This window comes from Flavobacterium hungaricum (assembly GCF_015182285.1).
Lineage (GTDB): Bacteria > Bacteroidota > Bacteroidia > Flavobacteriales > Flavobacteriaceae > Flavobacterium > Flavobacterium hungaricum.
In genome coordinates this window covers 755,290-775,688 of sequence record NZ_PRDM01000002.1, presented here as the reverse complement: position 1 = coordinate 775,688, position 20,399 = coordinate 755,290, and the positions used below count along the sequence as shown (strand labels likewise).

At 35.0% G+C, this 20,399-nt stretch carries 15 protein-coding genes; 1 reads left to right on the top strand and 14 read right to left on the bottom strand.

All coding sequences use genetic code 11. The features are described 5' to 3' along the window. Positions 1-255: 255 nt before the first annotated feature. The 11 genes from queG to C4F50_RS11055 all read right to left on the bottom strand — a co-directional run bounded on the left by queG (position 256) and on the right by C4F50_RS11055 (position 15,129). Positions 256-1,182, bottom strand: coding sequence for a tRNA epoxyqueuosine(34) reductase QueG (gene queG / locus C4F50_RS11105; protein WP_194138726.1), 927 nt, complete (start codon positions 1,180-1,182; stop codon positions 256-258). Beyond that, a complete protein-coding gene (locus tag C4F50_RS11100) occupies positions 1,179-2,525 on the bottom strand; it encodes a cytochrome P450 (RefSeq protein WP_194138725.1) in 1,347 nt (448 codons plus the stop codon). Before C4F50_RS11100 ends, queG begins: the two co-directional genes overlap by 4 nt. 5 nt (positions 2,526-2,530) lie before the next feature. Next, on the bottom strand, positions 2,531-3,553 hold the full coding sequence (gene ruvB / locus C4F50_RS11095; protein ID WP_194138724.1) for a Holliday junction branch migration DNA helicase RuvB: 1,023 nt from the start codon (positions 3,551-3,553) through the stop codon (positions 2,531-2,533). Positions 3,554-3,720: 167 nt separating this feature from the next. Beyond that, positions 3,721-5,523 carry a cytochrome c oxidase subunit I gene (locus C4F50_RS11090; protein WP_194138723.1) on the bottom strand — a complete coding sequence of 601 codons (1,803 nt, stop codon included), beginning with the start codon at positions 5,521-5,523 and terminating at the stop codon, positions 3,721-3,723. Between the two features lie 29 nt (positions 5,524-5,552). Continuing rightward, on the bottom strand, positions 5,553-6,743 hold the full coding sequence (locus C4F50_RS11085) for a cytochrome c oxidase subunit II (RefSeq protein ID WP_194138722.1): 1,191 nt from the start codon (positions 6,741-6,743) through the stop codon (positions 5,553-5,555). Between the two features lie 19 nt (positions 6,744-6,762). Continuing rightward, positions 6,763-8,160, bottom strand: a complete 1,398-nt coding sequence (locus tag C4F50_RS11080) for a cation-translocating P-type ATPase (protein WP_194138721.1) — start codon at positions 8,158-8,160, stop codon at positions 6,763-6,765. A 27-nt stretch (positions 8,161-8,187) separates the two neighbouring features. Then, a complete protein-coding gene (locus C4F50_RS11075) occupies positions 8,188-8,733 on the bottom strand; it encodes a c-type cytochrome (RefSeq protein ID WP_057117453.1) in 546 nt (181 codons plus the stop codon). An 8-nt stretch (positions 8,734-8,741) separates the two neighbouring features. After that, positions 8,742-9,266 (bottom strand): DUF3341 domain-containing protein, encoded by a 525-nt coding sequence (locus C4F50_RS11070; protein WP_127337706.1) that lies wholly within the window; start codon positions 9,264-9,266, stop codon positions 8,742-8,744. After that, positions 9,259-10,659, bottom strand: coding sequence for an NrfD/PsrC family molybdoenzyme membrane anchor subunit (gene nrfD / locus C4F50_RS11065; protein WP_194138720.1), 1,401 nt, complete (start codon positions 10,657-10,659; stop codon positions 9,259-9,261). Before nrfD ends, C4F50_RS11070 begins: the two co-directional genes overlap by 8 nt. A 34-nt stretch (positions 10,660-10,693) precedes the next feature. Beyond that, positions 10,694-13,765 carry a TAT-variant-translocated molybdopterin oxidoreductase gene (locus tag C4F50_RS11060; protein ID WP_194138719.1) on the bottom strand — a complete coding sequence of 1,024 codons (3,072 nt, stop codon included), beginning with the start codon at positions 13,763-13,765 and terminating at the stop codon, positions 10,694-10,696. A gap of 32 nt (positions 13,766-13,797) precedes the next feature. Further along, on the bottom strand, positions 13,798-15,129 hold the full coding sequence (locus C4F50_RS11055) for a c-type cytochrome (RefSeq protein ID WP_194138718.1): 1,332 nt from the start codon (positions 15,127-15,129) through the stop codon (positions 13,798-13,800). Positions 15,130-15,348: 219 nt separating this feature from the next. On the opposite strand from C4F50_RS11055, the gene C4F50_RS11050 reads away from it, so the two are divergent. Continuing rightward, entirely contained in the window at positions 15,349-15,738 is a 390-nt protein-coding gene (locus tag C4F50_RS11050) for an SPOR domain-containing protein (RefSeq protein WP_194138717.1), read from the top strand. 101 nt (positions 15,739-15,839) lie between these two features. Here the strand turns inward: C4F50_RS11050 and C4F50_RS11045 are convergent, their stop codons facing one another. From C4F50_RS11045 to infB, 3 genes are all read right to left on the bottom strand, one after another. Further along, on the bottom strand, positions 15,840-16,349 hold the full coding sequence (locus C4F50_RS11045) for a DUF4920 domain-containing protein (protein WP_194138716.1): 510 nt from the start codon (positions 16,347-16,349) through the stop codon (positions 15,840-15,842). A 79-nt stretch (positions 16,350-16,428) separates the two neighbouring features. Then, positions 16,429-17,205, bottom strand: coding sequence for an acid phosphatase (locus C4F50_RS11040; protein WP_194138715.1), 777 nt, complete (start codon positions 17,203-17,205; stop codon positions 16,429-16,431). A 274-nt stretch (positions 17,206-17,479) separates the two neighbouring features. Continuing rightward, the gene (infB, locus tag C4F50_RS11035) at positions 17,480-20,353 is read right to left on the bottom strand and encodes a translation initiation factor IF-2 (protein WP_194138714.1); all 2,874 of its coding nucleotides are present in this window, start codon (positions 20,351-20,353) and stop codon (positions 17,480-17,482) included. Between the last annotated feature and the right edge of the window lie 46 nt (positions 20,354-20,399).

Below are 20,399 nucleotides of genomic sequence, written 5' to 3'. Positions count from 1 at the left end.
TCATTACTAAATACATTAGTCGATAAACTACACAGAAAAACGTTAAACAACACACTTTAACTATTGTTAAAGAAATACGAATAGTTAAAATTTTAAATAATACGCGATAAAACAGTAAGAAATAGCTTAGATATTAATCAAAATACGATAAATTATGTATTTAGCTACAAAAACATCAATAAAAGAGAAATTAAAATTTAAGGTATTTCCTATGCCAAAACACATAAGTATCTAATAAACAAAACAATAACAAGCCTATTTTAGAAAAGCAATATTTCTTTTGAGCCCTTCAAATTTTGTTCTTTTTATGGGTGAATTTTTAAAAACAACTTTAAAAGTTTCTTCAGTAATTTCGTCCCAATCTTTTTTTGAAAAAGATAATAATTCAGAATTAGGACTAAATAATGGCTCTGCATGCGGTTTCGAAAATCGATTCCACGGACAAACATCTTGGCAGGTATCACAGCCAAACATCCATTCATCAAATTTTCCCTGCATGTCTAAAGGAATATTCTCTTTTAATTCAATGGTATAATAAGAAATACATTTGCTTCCGTCAACAACATACGGAGCAACTATTGCTTGTGTGGGACAAGCATCTAGACAGGCAGTACAAGAACCGCAATGATCTGTAACTGCATAATCATATTCTAAATCTAAATCGATTATTAACTCGGCTATAAAATAAAATGAACCTACTTTTTGAGTTATTAGGTTGCTGTTTTTACCAATCCAGCCCAAACCGCTTTTAGCCGCCCATGCTTTATCCAAAACTGGCGCAGAGTCAACAAAAGCCCGGCCCGAAACATCCCCAATATTTTCTTGAATTGAGTGCAGTAATTCTTTTAATTTATCTTTAATTACAAAATGATAATCCTGGCCGTAAGCATATTTAGATATCTTAAAACTTTCTTCATTTTGAAACGAGTCCGGATAATAATTCAATAAAAGTGACACTACACTTTTACTATCTTCAACCAATAATGTAGGATCTAATCGTTTATCAAAATGGTTTTCCATATAGGTCATTTGACCGTTACGATTATTCTTTAACCACTTTTCCAGCCGAGGTGCTTCTTGTTCCAGAAAACCAGCTTTAGAAATGCCGCAAGATAAAAAACCAAGTCTTTTAGCTTCTTCTTTTATAAACTTAGAATATATTTCTTTTGAATTGATACTCATCTCTTAGAAAATGAAACTTCTACATTCACGGGTTTTAATGTCACCAAAGGATTGAAATCAATTACCGAATTTTCGGCTTTAATTTGGTATCGTTTTACAATCTGAGAAATAGCCAGACACATTTCGTACATAGCAAAGCCGGCACCAATACACATTCTTGGCCCAGCACCAAAAGGGTAAAAATAAGGCATTGAGAGTTTTTTTTGATCGCCTAAAAATCGTTCTGGAATAAATTCATCAGGATTACTCCAATATTTAGGATTTCGATGCAATTCAAAAAATGAAATTCCGATCAATGTTCCTTTTTTAATATTAAATTGAGACAAAGAATCGTCTTCAACATTCTGCCTGTCTGTAATCCATGCCGGAGGATATAAACGCATCGATTCATTCAAAACAGCTGTCATATAAATCATTCTTTGAAGCTGTTCTACAATATCATCTGTTGCTGCTTCTGCTGCAGTTATCTCTTCGTAAATTTTTTGTTGAACATCTTGATTTCGACCTAATAGATGAAGTGTAAAAGTCAATGCATTTGCCGTAGTTTCATGGCCTGCAATAAACAAAACTTTAATTTCATCTATTAATTGTTTTATTGACATGCCTTCACCGGTATCCTCATAACGAGTTTCCATAAGCATGTTCAGTAAATCATTAAATTCTTCTTTCGACGAATTTCTATCTTCAATTATTTCCTGAATAATGGAGTCATTTTCTGCTGCTAATTTTAAGTGTTTTTTTACCTGACCGCTAACAGAAAACCATAATGCTTTATGCGGAAGCCTGATTTCTTTAACCAAAAACCTCTGGACTTCTTCAATAATAAATTTTATTCTATTTAATTTCTCTTCCGAAATAGAGAGTTCAAATAACGATTTTGCTACTACATTAAAAGCCAATTGACTCATGGCTGGAAAAACATCCAGCGTTTTTCCTACTTCCAAATTATCAATTTCAGCAGTAATTGTTTTATTAATGTTTGCTACCAGCAAATTCATTTTTTGTTTATGAAAAGCAGGCTGAATAAGACGTCGCTGCTTAAGCCAGAAATCGCCATCACTAGTCAAGAGTCCATTACCCAAATATTTAGAAAGATAAATCGATTGGAATTTTGACTTATTATAGTTCTTTTGATTTTTAACCAAAATGTACTGCGCAATTTCGTTGTCTCTGGACAAAATAATATATTTTGAAAGACCAATTCGAATAGAAAAAGAATCTCCTAGTTTTTCAAAATATCTTTTATGAAACGGAATCGGATTTCTACGAACACCTTCGGCATCCCTAAAAAATCGGATTATCGATAATTTATCAGGGTAAGTATATTTTACATTATTGGACATAACAATTAAAATAAACCTCCTTGAATATTAGTGTTTATCTTTCCTAAATGTTTATAAGCTTTATCGGTAACTTCACGTCCTCTTGGAGTACGCATAATAAATCCTTCCTGAATTAAAAATGGCTCGTAAACTTCTTCAATCGTTTCGCTGCTTTCAGAAACTGCAGTCGCTAAAGTAGACAGCCCGACTGGACCTCCTTTGAACTTATTAATAATGGTCAGCAAGATTTTATTATCCATTTCATCCAAACCATGTGCGTCAACATTTAATGCTTTGAGTGCATATCTTGAAATTTCAATATCAATTCTTCCGTTTCCTTTGATCTGGGCAAAATCACGAACTCTTCGTAAAAGAGCATTCGCAATACGCGGTGTTCCACGACTTCTTCCTGCAATTTCAATTGCGGCTTCCAAATCAATTGGCATTTTTAAAATAGAAGCACTTCGTTCGACAATTGTTGTCAAAAGTTCTGTAGTATAATATTGGAGTCTGGAAGAAATACCAAAACGAGCACGCATCGGAGCAGTTAAAAGTCCCGACCGAGTTGTGGCTCCAATCAATGTAAAAGGATTTAAATTAATCTGAACTGTTCTTGCATTTGGTCCCGATTCGATCATAATATCGATTTTAAAATCCTCCATTGCCGAATATAAGTACTCTTCAACAACAGGGCTTAAACGGTGAATCTCATCAATAAACAAAACATCTCTTTCATCAAGATTTGTAAGCAATCCGGCTAAATCACCCGGTTTATCCAAAACAGGACCAGAAGTAATTTTAATACCCACTTCAAGTTCATTAGCCAAAATATTTGCAAGTGTTGTTTTACCAAGACCAGGAGGTCCATGAAATAAGGCATGGTCAAGAGCTTCACCTCTTTGGTTAGCCGCCGCAACAAATACTTTTAAATTTTCTAAAACCTGATCTTGTCCTGCAAAGTCATCAAAGGACAGCGGACGTAATTTCTTCTCAAGATCAAATTCTTCAGAATTGTAACCTTTTGTAGTGGGATCTAAATTCTCATTCATTTTACAAAGATATAGAAACTAATCAGTTTGTAAAACAGATAAATTTTAAATTAAAATCCAAATAACAAATTCAATACTTAGAAAATATATTGACCTTTTTATTTCTCATTTGTAATTTTTCTAAAACAAAAAAGACCATCTTTTCAGATGGTCTTTGTAATATTATTTTAGTGGTGTAAAACTTCTTCACCTTCTTTCATTGGTACATTTTGAGGAACAAAATCTACATCATGATTTGGGTTACTATAGTCATACGGCCAACGATATACGTGAGGAATTTCACCTGGCCAGTTTCCATGAATATGTTCTACTGGTGTAGTCCATTCTAGAGTTGTAGATCTCCAAGGATTCTGAACTGCTTTTTTACCGTAGAAAATACTGCTAAAGAAGTTGTATAAGAATACTAATTGGAATGCACCTCCTACAAGAGCGAATGTTGTAATTAAAACATTCACATTTTGTAAATCATCAAATAATGGGAAGTTCGTGTTTGTATAATAACGTCTTGGTAAACCTGCTAATCCGATGAAGTGCATTGGGAAGAAAACTCCATAAGCACAAACCGCTGTAATCCAGAAGTGAATATAACCTAAGTTTTTATTCAACATTCTTCCGTACATTTTAGGGAACCAGTGGTAGATACCAGCAAACATTCCATAAAGTGCAGAGATACCCATTACTAAGTGAAAGTGAGCAATTACAAAATAAGTATCGTGAACGTTAATATCTAAAGTACTATCTCCTAAAATGATCCCTGTTAAACCTCCAGTGATGAAAGTAGAAACCATTCCGATAGAGAACAACATAGCTGGGTTAAACTGTAAGTTACCTTTCCATAAAGTTGTGATCCAGTTAAATGCCTTTACAGCAGATGGAATCGCAATCAATAAAGTTGTAAATGTAAATACAGAACCTAAGAATGGATTCATTCCTGAAATAAACATGTGGTGACCCCAAACGATAGTTGACAAGAATGCAATTGCAAGAACTGACATAATCATCGCTCTATATCCAAAGATTGGTTTACGAGAGTTTGTAGCCATAATTTCAGAAACAAGACCCATCGCTGGTAAGATTACGATGTAAACCTCAGGGTGACCTAAAAACCAGAATAAGTGCTCGAACAATACAGGAGAACCTCCTTGGTAGTGTAAAACTTCTCCAGCAATATAGATATCAGATAAGAAGAATGAAGTACCAAAACTTCTATCAAAGATCAATAATAAAGCTGCAGATAATAAAACTGGGAACGAAATAACACCAATAATAGCTGTTACAAAGAAAGTCCAGATTGTAAGAGGAAGTCTAGTCATAGACATTCCTTTTGTTCTTAAGTTAAGAACTGTAACAATATAATTTAAAGATCCCATCAAAGATGATGCGATGAATATTGCCATAGATACTAACCATAAAGTCATACCTGTACCAGATCCAGGGATCGCTTGAGGCAAAGCACTTAATGGAGGATAAATTGTCCATCCAGCAGAAGCAGGACCTGCTTCAACAAATAAAGAACATAACATTATTACAGCTGATAAGAAAAACAACCAGTATGAAATCATATTCATAAATCCAGAAGCCATATCTCTCGCTCCAATTTGAAGTGGAATAAGTAAGTTACTAAAAGTTCCACTTAAACCAGCCGTTAGTACAAAGAATACCATGATAGTACCGTGAATTGTAACTAAAGCCAGATAAATATCGTTTGCCATTACACCATCAGGTGCAAATTTATCTCCTAATAAAACATTAAATATCTTGAAAGACTCTTCCGGCCACGCTAACTGCATTCTAAATAATAAAGACATCGCAATACCAATGATTCCCATAATAATACCAGTAATCAAGTATTGTTTAGCAATCATTTTGTGGTCTATACTAAAAATATATTTAGTAATAAACGTGTCTTTATGATGATGTTCGTGCTCGTGATCGTGTCCGTGATCGTGATCGTGCGCTTCTGCTGACATATATGTGTACTTTAAATTTTCTAAATTAATTATTTCATCGCAACTTTAGCTACAGCTGCTTTTACAGTATCCACTACTGCTTTTACAGTATCGATTACTTTTGCAGCAGAGTCTGCAGTTGGTGCAGCTCCTTCAGCTGGTTTTTCAGCAGCCGCAGCCGCTTTAATATCTTGAGCTAAAGTAGTTTTTTCGCTTAACCATTTTTTGTAATCTTCTGGACTATCAACAACTACTTTCATTTGCATATTGTAGTGTGAAGCTCCACAGATTTTATTACATAATAATAAATAATCAAATGTATACGGATCTAAAGCTGTACCGCCTTTAGCAACTAACTCAGCACTTTTTTCTGCTCTTAGTTTGTTGATATGTGCAACTTTTTCAACCATAAATGGTAATTCTCTATACTCAGCAGTAGTGTAAGTTGGAACAAAAGCAAACTCCGTTACCATACCTGGAACACAGTTCATCTGTGCTCTAAAATGAGGAAAATAAGCAGAGTGCAAAACGTCTTGAGAACGCATTTTGAAGTGTACTTTTTTTCCTTTAGGAATGTGCAATTCAGAAACTACAATATCGTCTTGAGAGTTTTTATCTGACATATCAACACCTAAAGTATTGACACCTTCGATTAATCTTACGTTAGCTTTTCCTAAAGTATTATCAGCACCAGCGTATCTAGCTGTCCATTTAAATTGCTGTGCATATAATTCAATTTCGATTACATCCTCATCCTTGTCAACAAACATAATGTTATTCCAAGCATACAATCCGTAAAGAATTAAACAAGCCAAAACAACAGAAGGAATAATACTCCAGATTGCTTCTAATTTATTACTATCAGCAAAAAATAACGCTTTTCTATCTTTATGTCCTCTATTTTTAAATGAAAACCAATATAATAAACCTTGTGTGATAAACTGAACAATAAAAATTAAAACCCAAGTAATATTCATTAAGTTGTCTACCAAAAGTCCATGCTCAGAAGCTGGAGTATGAAGTGCTAAACCACCCCATTTTAGTAAACCGTAAATTGTAAATATATATATGAAAGCCAAAAAGCCAAACATAACATATCCCTGAACATTATTATCATTATCTGATGCAACTTGTGAATCGTCCGAAGATGCTCCTACCTGCGTAAGATCAAATATCTTCGTCAATTGCCACAATGCAATTGCTAATAAAACTAAAACTATAATTACCAACAAACTTGTCATCTGTTTACTTCTTTAAATATTAATAATGAAAATGTTTACTCTCTTCAATGAAAGGATTTCTTTTTGCTAACAGAGGAGCTTTAGTAAGTGCTGTAAACACGGCAAATATAAATAAACCTAAGAAGAAAAGAATAGATGCAATTTCAGGAACTCCAATAAACCATTTATCTCCAACCGTAGCAGGCATAATCATATTAAAGAAATCTACATAATGACCTAATAAAATTACAATACCAGCCATTACTACTACCCAATTAAGACGTTTGAAATCTGTATTAATTAAGATTAATAATGGGAAAACAAAGTTCATAACTACAGCTCCGAAGAATGGTAAATTATATAACTGAATTCTAGTAACAAAATAAGTTACCTCTTCAGGAATATTAGCATACCAGATCAACATAAATTGAGAAAACCATAAGTAAGTCCAGAAAACACTAATACCAAACATAAATTTAGCTAAATCATGAATGTGACTAGTATTCACATATTCTAAATAACCTTTAGATTTAAGGTAAATTGTTACTAAAGCAATTGTTGTAATTCCACTTACAAAGAAAGAAGCAAATACATACCATGCAAACAAAGTACTAAACCAGTGAGGATCAAAAGACATAATCCAGTCCCAAGACATAATAGACTCAGAAACAATAAAGAATACTAAAAATCCTGCTGATTGTTTGAAATTCTTTTTATAGTTTAAATCATCATTAGCTTCATCTTGAGCTAAACAGTTTTTTCTAGAAAAATGACGGTATAAGTTCCATCCTAATAAAAAGATAGCAGCTCTAACGATCCAAAAAGGAAAGTTTAAATATCCGTGTTTACCAGCAATGATTGCATCATAATTTGGATGTTTAGGATCGGTAACACCTTCTGCCAACCAAACAAAAATATGATTAAAGTGTAAACCGCATAAAACTAAAAGTACAAAAAAGATAACAGACCCCACAGGTAAGTAAGCTGTTATACCTTGCATTACTCTAAATAAAACTGGAGACCATCCAGCCTGAGCTACTTGTTGGATAGCATAAAATGCTAAAACTCCCATAGAAAGCAGCAAGAAGAAAATACAAGCAACATATACCGCCGACCAAGGCTTATTTTGCAATTGGTGCAATACATGCTCTAAATGTTTTTCATGCTCATCTGCACCAGAAACCTTTTCGTGTTCACCACCTTTGTGTGAATCATGTGAAGCTTCAGCCGCAGCTTCGTGATGACCTGCTTCTTTATGAGATGCCTCCGCTTTTTCTTCATGTGCAGCACCATGCGAACCATGTGCGTCTGCAGCTAGTATTTTTTCAACTTCTTGAATATCTTTTGGTGCACTTAAAAAACCATACCCAATTCCTAATAACCCAACGGCCATTAAGATGATAGAAAAAGTTTTTAATTTACTTGAAAATGTATACATATCTATTACGATCAGTTTGTTCAACAATTATAATTGGCTTTTTAGTTTCAGAACATAGTCAGCAACCAACCAACGTTCGTGAGCACTTAATTGATTTGCATGTGAACCCATTGCATTTAAACCATAAGTCTCAACGTGAAAGATACTTCCTTCAGTGATTTCTCTGTCTTTATAGCTAGGTACTCCAAGAAATTTTTCTCTTTCAACCAATTTACCTTTACCGTTACCAGTAGCACCATGGCAGCTAATACAGTAAATTTCGAAAAGTTCTTTTCCTTTTCCAGAATTTCTTTCGATAGAATCCAAAGGAGATTTTAAATTAGCTTTTGCCAATTCGTAACCTGCAGTTGAATTTTCATACTCATAAGGTTCAAAACCTCTATTGATAGTTCCTGCAACAGGAAGCTGTCCCTCTTTTCCTCCTTTAAATATTTTTGCTTCTGTATAAGGCTCATAAGCCACAGATTCATACATATTTGGAAAATACTGATAGTTTGGCGCCGAATTATTGTGGCAAGATGAAACTAAAATAGTTATACCAACTAAAAGTGTTATTTTATATATCCTTTTCATAGCTACAATTAATTCTTTTCTATTACTTTAACTTCAACAGCTCCTGTTCCTTCAAAGAAAGAAACTAACTCTGCTTCGTTATCATTTACCGCAACTTCCATTAAGAAGTGATCATCAGTTGTTCTTACATCTGGATTTTCTGCTTCTTTAAAAGGCCATAATCTACTTCTCATATAGAAAGTAATTACCATTAAGTGAGCTGCAAAAAATACTGTCATTTCAAACATAATCGGCACAAAAGAAGGCATATTCTGAATGAAACTGAAGCTTGGTTTACCGCCAATATCTTGAGGCCAGTCGTGAATCATGATGTAACTCATCATTGTCGTAGCAACAGAGATACCCACACATCCATATAAGAAAGCACATATTGCTAATCTAGTTGGCGCTAATCCCATAGCTTTATCCAATCCGTGAACTGGGAATGGAGTAAAAACCTCTTCAATATGATGATGTGCAGCTCTAGTTTTCTTTACTGCATCCATCAAAATGTCATCGTCATTATAAATGGCGTATATAACTTTATTACTCATGATGTGAATCTTTATTTGCTCTTTCTCTAATGTAATTATCTCCTGTTCCTTTCAAAATTGTTTTAACCTCTGCCTGAGCAATTACAGGGAAAGTTCTTGAATACAATAAAAACAATACGAAGAAGAAACCAATTGTTCCGATGAAAATTCCAATATCAACAAATGTTGGTGAGAACATTGTCCAAGAAGATGGAAGGTAATCTCTATGTAAAGAAGTAACAATAATTACGAATCTTTCAAACCACATACCGATGTTTACCACAATCGAAATGATAAATGAGAACATAATACTAGTTCTTAATTTTTTGAACCACATAAACTGTGGAGAGAACACGTTACAAGTCATCATAGACCAGTAAGCCCACCAGTAAGGTCCTGTTGCTCTATTTAAGAATGCATACTGCTCATACTCTACACCAGAATACCAAGCTACGAATAACTCAGTGATGTAAGCTACACCAACAATAGATCCAGTGATCATGATAATGATATTCATTAACTCAATATGTTGTAATGTAATGTATGCTTCAAGATTAGAAACTTTTCTCATAACGATCAACAATGTATTTACCATCGCAAATCCTGAGAATACCGCTCCAGCAACGAAGTATGGAGGGAAAATTGTTGTATGCCATCCTGGAATTACAGAAGTTGCAAAGTCCATAGATACAATTGTGTGTACAGAAAGTACAAGAGGAGTAGCTAAACCAGCTAATACTAAAGATACCTCTTCAAATCGCTGCCAGTCTTTTGCTCTACCACTCCATCCAAAACTTAAGATAGAATAAACTCTTTTGTTAAATGGAGTTATAGCTCTATCACGAAGCATTGCAAAGTCAGGTAATAAACCAGTCCACCAGAAAACCAATGATACTGAAAGATAAGTAGAAATCGCGAATACGTCCCAAAGCAATGGTGAGTTAAAGTTTACCCATAAAGATCCAAATTGATTTGGAATAGGTAATACCCAGTATGCTAACCATGGACGACCCATGTGAATAATTGGAAATAAACCCGCTTGTACTACAGAGAAAATGGTCATAGCTTCCGCAGAACGGTTAATAGCCATTCTCCAACGCTGACGGAAAAGTAATAATACGGCAGAAATTAATGTTCCGGCGTGACCAATACCTACCCACCAAACGAAGTTAGTGATATCCCAAGCCCAACCAACTGTTTTATTTAATCCCCATGTTCCGATACCGGTAGATACGGTGTAAATTATACAACCTAACCCCCAAAGGAAGGCTACTAATGCGATTGTAAATACAATCCACCATTGTTTATTTGCAGGTCCTTCAACAGGCGCTGCCACATCTACAGTTACATCGTGATAAGTTTTATCACCTATAACTAAAGGTTTTCTAATGGGTGCTTCGTAATGAGACGACATAATCCTTTATATTGTTTCTTAATTAATAATTTTTCTAAGTATTTCTAACTTTTACATGATAGAAAACATTTGGTTTTGTACCCACATGCTCTAATAAGTGATAAGCTCTATCGCTTTCAGCAAGTTTAGCAACTTCACTTTCTTTATCATTTACGTCTCCAAAGATCATAGCTCCAGAAGAACAAGCAGCAGAACAAGCAACAGCATTGTTAAACTCATCTTTTGCTACTACTCTGCCTTCACGTTTAGCCTGAAGGATAACAGCTTGAGTACTTTGGATACAGAAAGAACATTTTTCCATAACACCACGAGAACGAACGTTTACGTCTGGGTTTAATACCATACGACCTAAATCGTCATTCATATGATAATCGAATTCACTGTTTTTGTTGTACAAGAACCAGTTGAAACGACGAACTTTGTAAGGACAGTTGTTTGCACAGTAACGAGTACCAACACATCTGTTGTAAGCCATATGGTTTTGACCTTGACGACCGTGAGATGTAGCTGCTACAGGACAAACTGTTTCACATGGTGCGTGGTTACAGTGTTGACACATTACCGGCTGGAATGCTACTTGTGGATTATCTCCTGGTTTTTCCATTTCATTAAATGTAGATAATGAACTTGATAAACCTGCGATTCCTTCTTTTCTTTCGTTATCACCTTCAAAAGTACTTTCAGAAGAATAGTATCTGTCGATACGCAGCCAGTGCATATCACGGCTTCTTCTTACCTCTGCTTTACCAACAACAGGAACGTTATTTTCTGCGTGACACGCAATAACACAAGCTCCACATCCTGTACAAGCATTTAAGTCGATTGAAAGGTTGAAGTGGTGACCAGTTGAACGATCAAATGATTCCCATAAATCTACAGTTGTAGCTTCAACTTCTTGGTGATCTAAAGATACCATTGGTTTTTCGTTCCAATGTTCAGCATCCTCAGAATTGAATACTTTTAAAGTAGTTTCTTTGATGATATCACCTCTACCCATTAACGTTTTCTGACCTTGAACACAAGCAAACTCATGCTCTCCTGCAGCTTTCGCTATAGAAACAGATTGAACTCCATTGAAACCTTTATATAAAGCGTAAGCGTTTAAACCTACCTGCATTTCTTCTTTTAAAGCCGCTTTACGACCATAACCAACTGCTAAACCAATAGTTCCTACAGCTTGACCTGGCTGAACAATAACTGGAACATTTTCCAATTTAGTTCCATCAGCGATAGTAATAGTAGCATAGCTACCATTTAAACCTCCGTTTGCAACAATTTCATTAGAAAGACCTAATTTCTTAGCATCAGCATTCGAAACTGTAACGTAATTATCCCAAGAAACTCTTGTAATTGGATCTGGAAACTCTTGCAGCCAAGGATTGTTTGCTTGTTGTCCGTCACCCATACCTGTTTTAGTATACAATACTAATTCAAATTCTCCTGTAGATTTAGATTTTGAAAGCGCATTTGCAGCACTTGCAGCATCAATAGATCCTCCAGCTAAAGCAGTTGATCCCACTACGAAAACACCGTCGTGTAATACTTTGTTCCAAGAAGATCCTACTGTGAATACAGCTGAATTAGCTTTTAAATAATCATAAAAAGTACCAGCAGCACCATTTAATGATAATAAAACATCTTGAAATTGTTTTGTATTGAAAATAGGACGAATAGTTGGCTGTGTTAAACTGTAAGTTCCTTTTGTAATTTCTACATCACCCCAAGACTCTAAATAATGAGGAGCTGGCGCAGCAACTGTAGAAATAGAAGCTGTTTCATCTTCTTTTAACGCAAAAGTAACAGAAGTTTTAACTTTTTTCAATCCAGATACGAAAGCAGCTGAATCAGCTAAAGTATAAACCGGGTTAACACCGCTCATAATTAATGTATGAACACTTCCAGCGTTTAAATCTTTTATTAATTGAGTAACAGCCGCATTAGAACCTTTTCTAATTTGTCTTGCTCCTGCAGTAGTAAAAGCTTCACTAGCCAATGCTTGGTTGATCGCTAAAACTAATAATTGAGCATTTTTATCTTCAATTCCAGATACTAAAACTGCTTTTGAACCAGCAAGTTTTAATTGTTGAGCAGCTTTTACAGCTTCGTCTTTAAACTTAGCATCCAAAGTTACAGGAACAGAAGCACCTACTACAATGTTATATATTTGAACTAAAGCTTGTTTTTGATCTGCTGTAGTCATTGGAACACGCTTATCAGCACCTGCTCCAGATAAAGTCATATTTGATTCAAATTGAATATGACGAGATATTACTTTTGAACCTTGAGGCCCAGAAGGAATTCTACCTTTTGCATATCCAGCATCGTATCCACCACCTTGCCAATCTCCTAAGAAATCAGCACCTACAGATACAATTAAAGAAGATTTAGAAAAATCATAATCCACTAAAGCTCTTTCTCCGTAAGCAGCTTCAAAAGCATCTAACGCTTCAGATGAAGAAACTGCATCATACACAACGTGCTTAGCATTTGGATTTTTAGCAATGAATTCTGCTATTAATTTTTCTGTAGAAGGACTAGCCAATGTATTAGTTAATAATACCACTTGTTCTCCTTTTGCTTTTGCATCTGCTAAACTTGATTTGATTTTCAAATCAACAGCTGACCAGCTGCTGTCTTTTCCATCAACTTTAGGTTCTTTCAAACGACCACTATCATATAATCCTAAAATAGATGCATGAATTCTAGCGTTCGCAGAGAATTTAGCTCCAGCGATTGTATTGTTTTCAATTTTAATTGGACGACCCTCACGAGTTTTAACCAAAAGATTAGCAAAATCAAAACCATCAAATACTGTAGTTGCATAATAATCTGCAACACCAGGAATGATTTGTTCTGGTTGTAATACATAAGGGATAGACTTGTGAACAGGACCTTCGCAGGCAGCTAAAGTAACAGCTGCAGTACTAAACCCTACGTACTTTAAAAAGTCACGACGTGAAGTTCCAGATGTAGCTAAAGCATCAGCATTACCTAAAAACTCATCAGTTGGAATTTCTTCAACGAATTCGTTATTTCTAAGCGCCTCAACAATAGAGCTATTTTCTAGCTCTTCAACACTTTTCCAGTATTTTTTGTTTGATGACATTGTATATAAATATTAAAATCTTAATAATTCGATTAATAGTGGCATTTACCGCATTCTAAACCTCCCATTTGCGCTGCAGTTAATTTCTCTACACCGTATTTTTTAGAAAGTTCAGCATGAATTTTGTCATAGTAAGCATTACCCTCCATCTTAACATCAGTTTTTCTATGGCAATCAACACACCATCCCATTGTTAATTTAGAGTACTGCTTCATGATTTCAAATTCCTGCACTGGACCGTGACAAGTTTGACATTCAATTCCAGCAACAGAAACGTGTTGTGAGTGATTGAAGTAAACAAAGTCAGGTAAGTTGTGAATACGAACCCATTTTACAGGCTGTGTTTTTCCAGTATAAGCTTGTTTAGTCTTATCCCATCCAACAGCATCATATAATTTTTGAATCTGCGCATCGTAGAATGCTTTGCTGTATTCAGCAGTAGCAGTAGTTTCTGCAACTTCTGAAATGTTTTTATGACAGTTCATACAAACATTTAAAGAAGGAATACCAGCAGTTTTACTTACACGTGCAGCAGAGTGGCAATATTTACAATTGATTTCGTTATCACCAGCGTGAATTTTGTGCGAATAATGAATTGGCTGAATTGGCTCATAATTCTGATCTACACCTACTTGCATTAAGTATCCATAAACAAAATAACCACTTGCCAAAAGCAAAAATATTGCAGTAACTAAAACTAAAAATTGATTTCTAGCAAAAGCTTTCCAAATTGGAAGTCTAGCTTCTTTTGGCGCTACTTCAATACCGTTTTTGTTTGCCACTTTAGTTAATACTTTGTTCACCATGAACAACATAACAACCAAGATAGCCATTACAAGAGCAAGAGCTCCTAAAATAATATTGTTTGAAATTCCACTTCCTTCTGCCTGAGGACCAGTTGGCAATGTAGCAGTAGTTCCAGCAGGAGGCGCAGCTTTCTCTTCAGAAGTATAAGCTATAATATTATCAATATCTCCTTCAGACAATTGAGGAAACGAAGTCATTACTGCTTTGTTATTTTCCTCAAAAAGTTTAACAGCAACAGCATCACCTGACTTAATCATGTCAGAACTGTTATGCACCCACTTGTAAATCCAAGCCATATCATGCTTTGCAGCAACGCCTCGTAAAGCAGGCCCTGTTGATTTAGCATCTAATTTGTGACATGCAGCGCAATTTGCATTAAAAAGTTCCTTCCCTTTTACTGGATCACCGCCTCCTGCAGCTGGAGCAGCAGCCGCAGCTTCAGGCGCCGCCGGAGCAGCAGCTTCTTGAGCAAATGAAGTTAGGGAGAAAATTAACGTCAGCGATAAGCCAAACAGCAATTTTCTTGAGATCGAATTATGGTTACCCACCTTTTTCATATAGTATAAATAATTGTCTACTAATTTTTGGTATGATTTTTTCTGTGTTAAATCACGAAAAATCTATACCCTCTTTTAAAACTTGCACAAAAATACGACTTATGAACTATTCTCAAAACCTTAAAATAGTCTTAAATATCAATTTATATCAATTCTAAATAATATTGAAATTTTACATTCAAACTTTAAATAGTATTTTTGCATAAAAACCATCACATTATGAGAATTTTAAGCCCATCAAAATGTCTTTTACTGACAATTACAACGATTGCTTTCGCGCACAATATTAACGCACAAGACCAAAATTTAACACTGAATCAAGACCCTAAATTTGAGCAACTACTTAACGAGAAACGTAAAATTAACACGTCATTAAGTACAAACGATACTTATAGAATTCAAATCTTTAGCGGTAAAAGTGATGAAGCAAAAAAAACGTTATCAGATTTTAAAAGAGAAAACTCAAACATAGACGGAACAATCATTTTCAGCACACCAAACTATAAAGTCCTAGTTGGTAATTTTAAAACCCGAATCGAAGCTGAGAAGAACTTAATTGAAATTAAGAAAAGATATAAATCTGTTTTTTTACTTAAACCGGGGAAATAAAAACAAAAAAAAGCGAGATTTTAATCTCGCTTTTTTTATCTCCAAAAGTTAATATAAACCTAAAAATTCTATAACTAAGGAGCTTTTTATTCTGTAACTTATCAGTCAATTACCTTGATCCCGGCTGCCATAAAACGTATTTCTTCTTTTGGCTTTGCAATAGCAGCTATTTCTGCCTTAGTTTTTTTAGCATCTTTTGCATAGTGTTTTAGTTCTTCTACTGAGGTTACTTTCTTCTCTGCTTCGCCTTCTAAAACTACATTTTTACCCTTTAATGCTGTTGGAACAAAAAATGCGTAATCTTTCATTTTAACAAAAAATGAGGTTCCATCTTCGGTTTTCAAACTTATCCAACAACCTCTTTTTGGACAAACTCCCGTAACTTCTCCTTTGACCACAACATTTTCTACTTTAGTAGTTGTTTTTAATTTATCATCCAGTTTTTCAACCGAAATGGCATTATTAACTGAAGTACCCGAAATATCCGAACCATAAAAATCCCCCACTAATGCATTACCAGCTGGCGGCGCAGGTTTCTCTACATCTTCTTGAGAAAAACATATTGTAGAAAAACTTAAAAACAAAACAAGAGTGTACATTCCTATTTTCATATTCTATTAATTTAGTTTATTCAAAAATAAGATTAAAATCTAGAATAAAAGTATATTTCTAACAACAAAATCCGACGCCCTATTCAGGAGTAATAAGAACAATTCCAAGTAGTTCTTTTTTAACTTCCTTGAGATCTGCAAGAAATGCTGGGTTAGCAAAAAGAGTTTCAACAGTTGCTTTGCCCATAATTCTTCCCATCTCAACATCACTATGCCAATGTGCATTACAAATTATACGGCTTTCCCCAAAATCATGCCCGCGTTTTAGGATAACCTCTCTATGTTTTGGAAAGATTTCTATCAAAATTAAGGCCCATGCCATACCGACAGCCGCATGCCCAGATGGAAAGGAACCCACTTTTTTCAACACTTCTTCCTGATCAGGGGTACAGGTTTTTTTGTTATTCACAACAAAAGGACGCACACGATTGTAATGATTTTTCGCTGCATATGTCGACAATCCCGCATCTGTCATTACTCTTCTCATAAAGACATAAAGCTTTGGTGTTTTATGTTCATTAATTTCAATTTCCAAAACAGTTCCAAAACATTTGGCCGCGGCAGGAAAGGATAAATCTGCATCGCTGGCTGCTTTTATAAATCGAATCTCATTCTCAGATTCAACAGCTCTTTTTGCATGTTCCAAATCAATTTCATAAGCTGGAGAAGCTATTTCTGGAGGCGGAGACAGCAACACTAAACTATTCGGCATTTCTTCCTCTGTCAAATACCCGTGCAACAAGTCCGGTATCACTGCCCTCAGCTGTTCAACTGTCGTGAATTTAGAAACAACATTATTACGCTTAAAACATTTATAAACAAGCGAATTAATAATCTCAATTATTTTTAATCCCATATCCAACTTTCATCTAATACCCGTTATCGATAAATTACAATCAATAACAACAAAACATTTTTCATCAAATAAACTTTGTACTTATTACTAAAAATGCATTCGGTGCAAAAAAACTTACAACAAAGAAATAAATTTTTAGAGAATCAAAACTATCTGCTTTTCAATATCATGTTTCAAATTATAAATTGCAACATATTTATTTGTATGATCATAAAATATACGAAACAAAAAAAGCCCCAATTTTCATTGGGGCTTTGTATAAAACATTGAACTATTATTTCAATTTCTTTTTGATCGCTACTTCATGGTACGCTTCAATCACATCATTAATTTCGATATCATTAAATCCTTTAATTTGGATACCACAATCATAACCTTTTGTTACTTCTTTAACATCATCTTTGAATCGTTTTAATGCAATCAGATCACCTGTATGCACGACTACTCCATCTCTAATAACTCTAATTTTAGAAGTACGCAATATTTTACCATCAGTAACCATACATCCAGCAATAGATCCAACTTTAGAAATTTTGAAAATCTCACGAATTTCAGCAGTTCCCAAGACTTCTTCTTTCATCTCTGGCGCCAACATTCCTTCCATCGCATCTTTCAAGTCATCGATAGCTGCGTAGATAATTGAGTAGTAACGGATGTCAATTTCTTCCTTATCAGCAAGCTGTCTTGCATTTCCAGCAGGACGAACATTAAATCCGATAATAATTGCATCAGATGCAGAAGCCAGCATAACATCTGTCTCTGTAATTGCTCCAACTCCTTTATGTATAATATTGATTTGTACTTCTTCTGTAGACAATTTAGAGAACGAATCTGATAATGCTTCCACAGATCCATCAACGTCTCCTTTAAGAATTACATTTAATTCTTTAAACTGACCAAGTGCAATACGACGGCCAATTTCATCAAGTGTAATATGTCTTTGTGTACGAACTGATTGTTCACGCATTAATTGAGAACGTTTTGAAGCAATTTGTTTCGCTTCTTTTTCATCTTCAAATACATTGAATTTATCACCCGCAGTAGCTGCACCATCTAAACCTAAAACAGATACCGGAGTAGAAGGACCCGCTTCTAAAACTACATGTCCTCTTTCATCGTGCATTGCTTTTACTTTACCGTGGTGTTTACCAGCCAGCATATAATCTCCAATTTTCAAAGTACCCTGTTGTACCAAAATCGTAGAAACATATCCTTTTCCTTTATCTAAGAATGCCTCAACAACAGTTCCTTGAGCTGCCTTATTTGGATTTGCTTTTAAATCTAAAATTTCAGCTTCTAATAAAACTTTTTCAAGTAATTCTTTTACTCCTGTTCCAACTTTTGCAGAAATATCATGTGATTGAATTTTTCCACCCCAATCTTCAACAAGTAAATTCATACCAGCCAAACGCTCTTTGATTTTATCAACATTTGCATTTGGTTTATCAATTTTATTGATTGCGAAAATAATTGGAACCCCTGCAGCTTGTGCATGAGAAATTGCCTCTTTTGTTTGCGGCATAATATCATCATCCGCTGCAACTACAATAATAGCAATATCTGTAACTTGAGCTCCACGTGCACGCATCGCTGTAAACGCCTCGTGACCTGGAGTATCTAAGAATGCGATTTTTTGTCCATTGTCCAATGTAACACCATATGCTCCAATGTGCTGTGTAATACCTCCAGACTCTCCAGCAATAACATTTTCTTTACGAATATAATCCAGTAAAGATGTTTTACCGTGGTCAACGTGACCCATTACAGTTACAATTGGCGCTCTTGTTACTAAATCTTCTTCTCTATCTTCTACAACTTCAATCGCTTCTTCGATATCTACTGTAATAAATTCTACATCGTAACCAAACTCATCTGCAACGATAGTTAAAGTCTCAGCATCAAGACGCTGATTCATGGTTACCATGATACCAAGAGACATACAAGTTCCAATTACTTTTGTAATCGGCACATCCATCATGATAGCAACTTCACCAACTGTAACGAATTCTGTAACCTTAATAGTCTTACTTCCTTCGTCAAGAGCTCTTTGCTCATCATCAGATTTCTGACGGTGTGTCTCTCTTTTATCTCTTCTATATTTAGCCGCTTTAGATTTTCCTCCTTTACCTTGCAGTTTTTCAAGAGTTTCTCTAATTTGGTTTTTTACTTCTTCTTCTGTAGGCTCAACTTTTGCAACGATTGCCGGACGGTTTCCTTTTACGAAACCTGGTCTTGCACTTCTGTTAGCATTGAATCCTCCCCCTGAATTTTGAGGTCTATTTTGATTCGGAGTTCCAGGCGTATTATTACCTTGAGCTGGTTTTATAGCTCCAGGAGCTCCAGGTTTAGGAGCAATTCTTTTACGCTTATTTTTATTAGCATTATTATTATTTCCAGCTCCAGGAGTACCCGGCTTATTCTGAACCTGCTTAGGATCTTCTTTTTTCTTTTTAGGCTTGTTAAATTGAGATAAATCAATTGTCTGTCCTGTAAGAGTAGTCCCCGTTAATTTTTGATATTGAGTGGTAATAGTTTCTTCAGAAGTAGCAGGATCCAACGAAATTATTGGTTCTTGCGCTGTTTTAGAAACTTCTGTTTTCACCTCAGGCTTTTCAGTAATAACTTTTTCAACTTTCTTTTCCTCTACTTTTTCTGCTGCTGGAGCTTCTATTTGAGGATTTTCTTTTTGAACAGGTTTCTCTACCTGAACAGGAGGAACCACTTTAGGCTCTTCTGTTTTTACAGGTTCCTCAGATTGAGTAGGTACAATTGCAGGCTTTTTTGGATTTAGATCAATTTTTCCAACTTGAACAGGACCGCTTACAACCGCTCTCGCTTTTATAATCTCCTGCTGTTTTTGACGTTCCTCTTCTTGTCTGCGTTTATCTTCAATCTCTTTCTCACGCTCAACACGCAACGCTTCTTTTTCTTTTCTTTTTTCTTCTCCAACCTCTTTAGAAGCCTCTTTGTTCCCCTTATCGCCCGCAAATTGGCTTTGCAGGATATTAAATTCAGCATCAGAAATTTTAGCATTTGGATTTGCATCAATAGCAATTCCCTTATCTTTTAGATAATCAACAGCTCTTTCTAATGAAATATTTAATTCCCTTAAAACCTTGTTTATTCTTATTACTCTCTCTTCAGACATATAACCTTTTTATTATTACCTTTTTCGTTGTGTTGTTAGAGTCGGA

Bases quoted from the DNA above. Each gene is read 5' to 3' on its own strand.
- queG (WP_194138726.1), bottom strand. From the start codon at position 1,182: ATGAGTATCAATTCAAAAGAAATATATTCTAAGTTTATAAAAGAAGAA.
- C4F50_RS11100 (WP_194138725.1), bottom strand. From the start codon at position 2,525: ATGTCCAATAATGTAAAATATACTTACCCTGATAAATTATCGATAATC.
- ruvB (WP_194138724.1), bottom strand. From the start codon at position 3,553: ATGAATGAGAATTTAGATCCCACTACAAAAGGTTACAATTCTGAAGAA.
- C4F50_RS11090 (WP_194138723.1), bottom strand. From the start codon at position 5,523: ATGTCAGCAGAAGCGCACGATCACGATCACGGACACGATCACGAGCAC.
- C4F50_RS11085 (WP_194138722.1), bottom strand. From the start codon at position 6,743: ATGACAAGTTTGTTGGTAATTATAGTTTTAGTTTTATTAGCAATTGCA.
- C4F50_RS11080 (WP_194138721.1), bottom strand. From the start codon at position 8,160: ATGTATACATTTTCAAGTAAATTAAAAACTTTTTCTATCATCTTAATG.
- C4F50_RS11075 (WP_057117453.1), bottom strand. From the start codon at position 8,733: ATGAAAAGGATATATAAAATAACACTTTTAGTTGGTATAACTATTTTA.
- C4F50_RS11070 (WP_127337706.1), bottom strand. From the start codon at position 9,266: ATGAGTAATAAAGTTATATACGCCATTTATAATGACGATGACATTTTG.
- nrfD (WP_194138720.1), bottom strand. From the start codon at position 10,659: ATGTCGTCTCATTACGAAGCACCCATTAGAAAACCTTTAGTTATAGGT.
- C4F50_RS11060 (WP_194138719.1), bottom strand. From the start codon at position 13,765: ATGTCATCAAACAAAAAATACTGGAAAAGTGTTGAAGAGCTAGAAAAT.
- C4F50_RS11055 (WP_194138718.1), bottom strand. From the start codon at position 15,129: ATGAAAAAGGTGGGTAACCATAATTCGATCTCAAGAAAATTGCTGTTT.
- C4F50_RS11050 (WP_194138717.1), top strand. From the start codon at position 15,349: ATGAGAATTTTAAGCCCATCAAAATGTCTTTTACTGACAATTACAACG.
- C4F50_RS11045 (WP_194138716.1), bottom strand. From the start codon at position 16,349: ATGAAAATAGGAATGTACACTCTTGTTTTGTTTTTAAGTTTTTCTACA.
- C4F50_RS11040 (WP_194138715.1), bottom strand. From the start codon at position 17,205: ATGGGATTAAAAATAATTGAGATTATTAATTCGCTTGTTTATAAATGT.
- infB (WP_194138714.1), bottom strand. From the start codon at position 20,353: ATGTCTGAAGAGAGAGTAATAAGAATAAACAAGGTTTTAAGGGAATTA.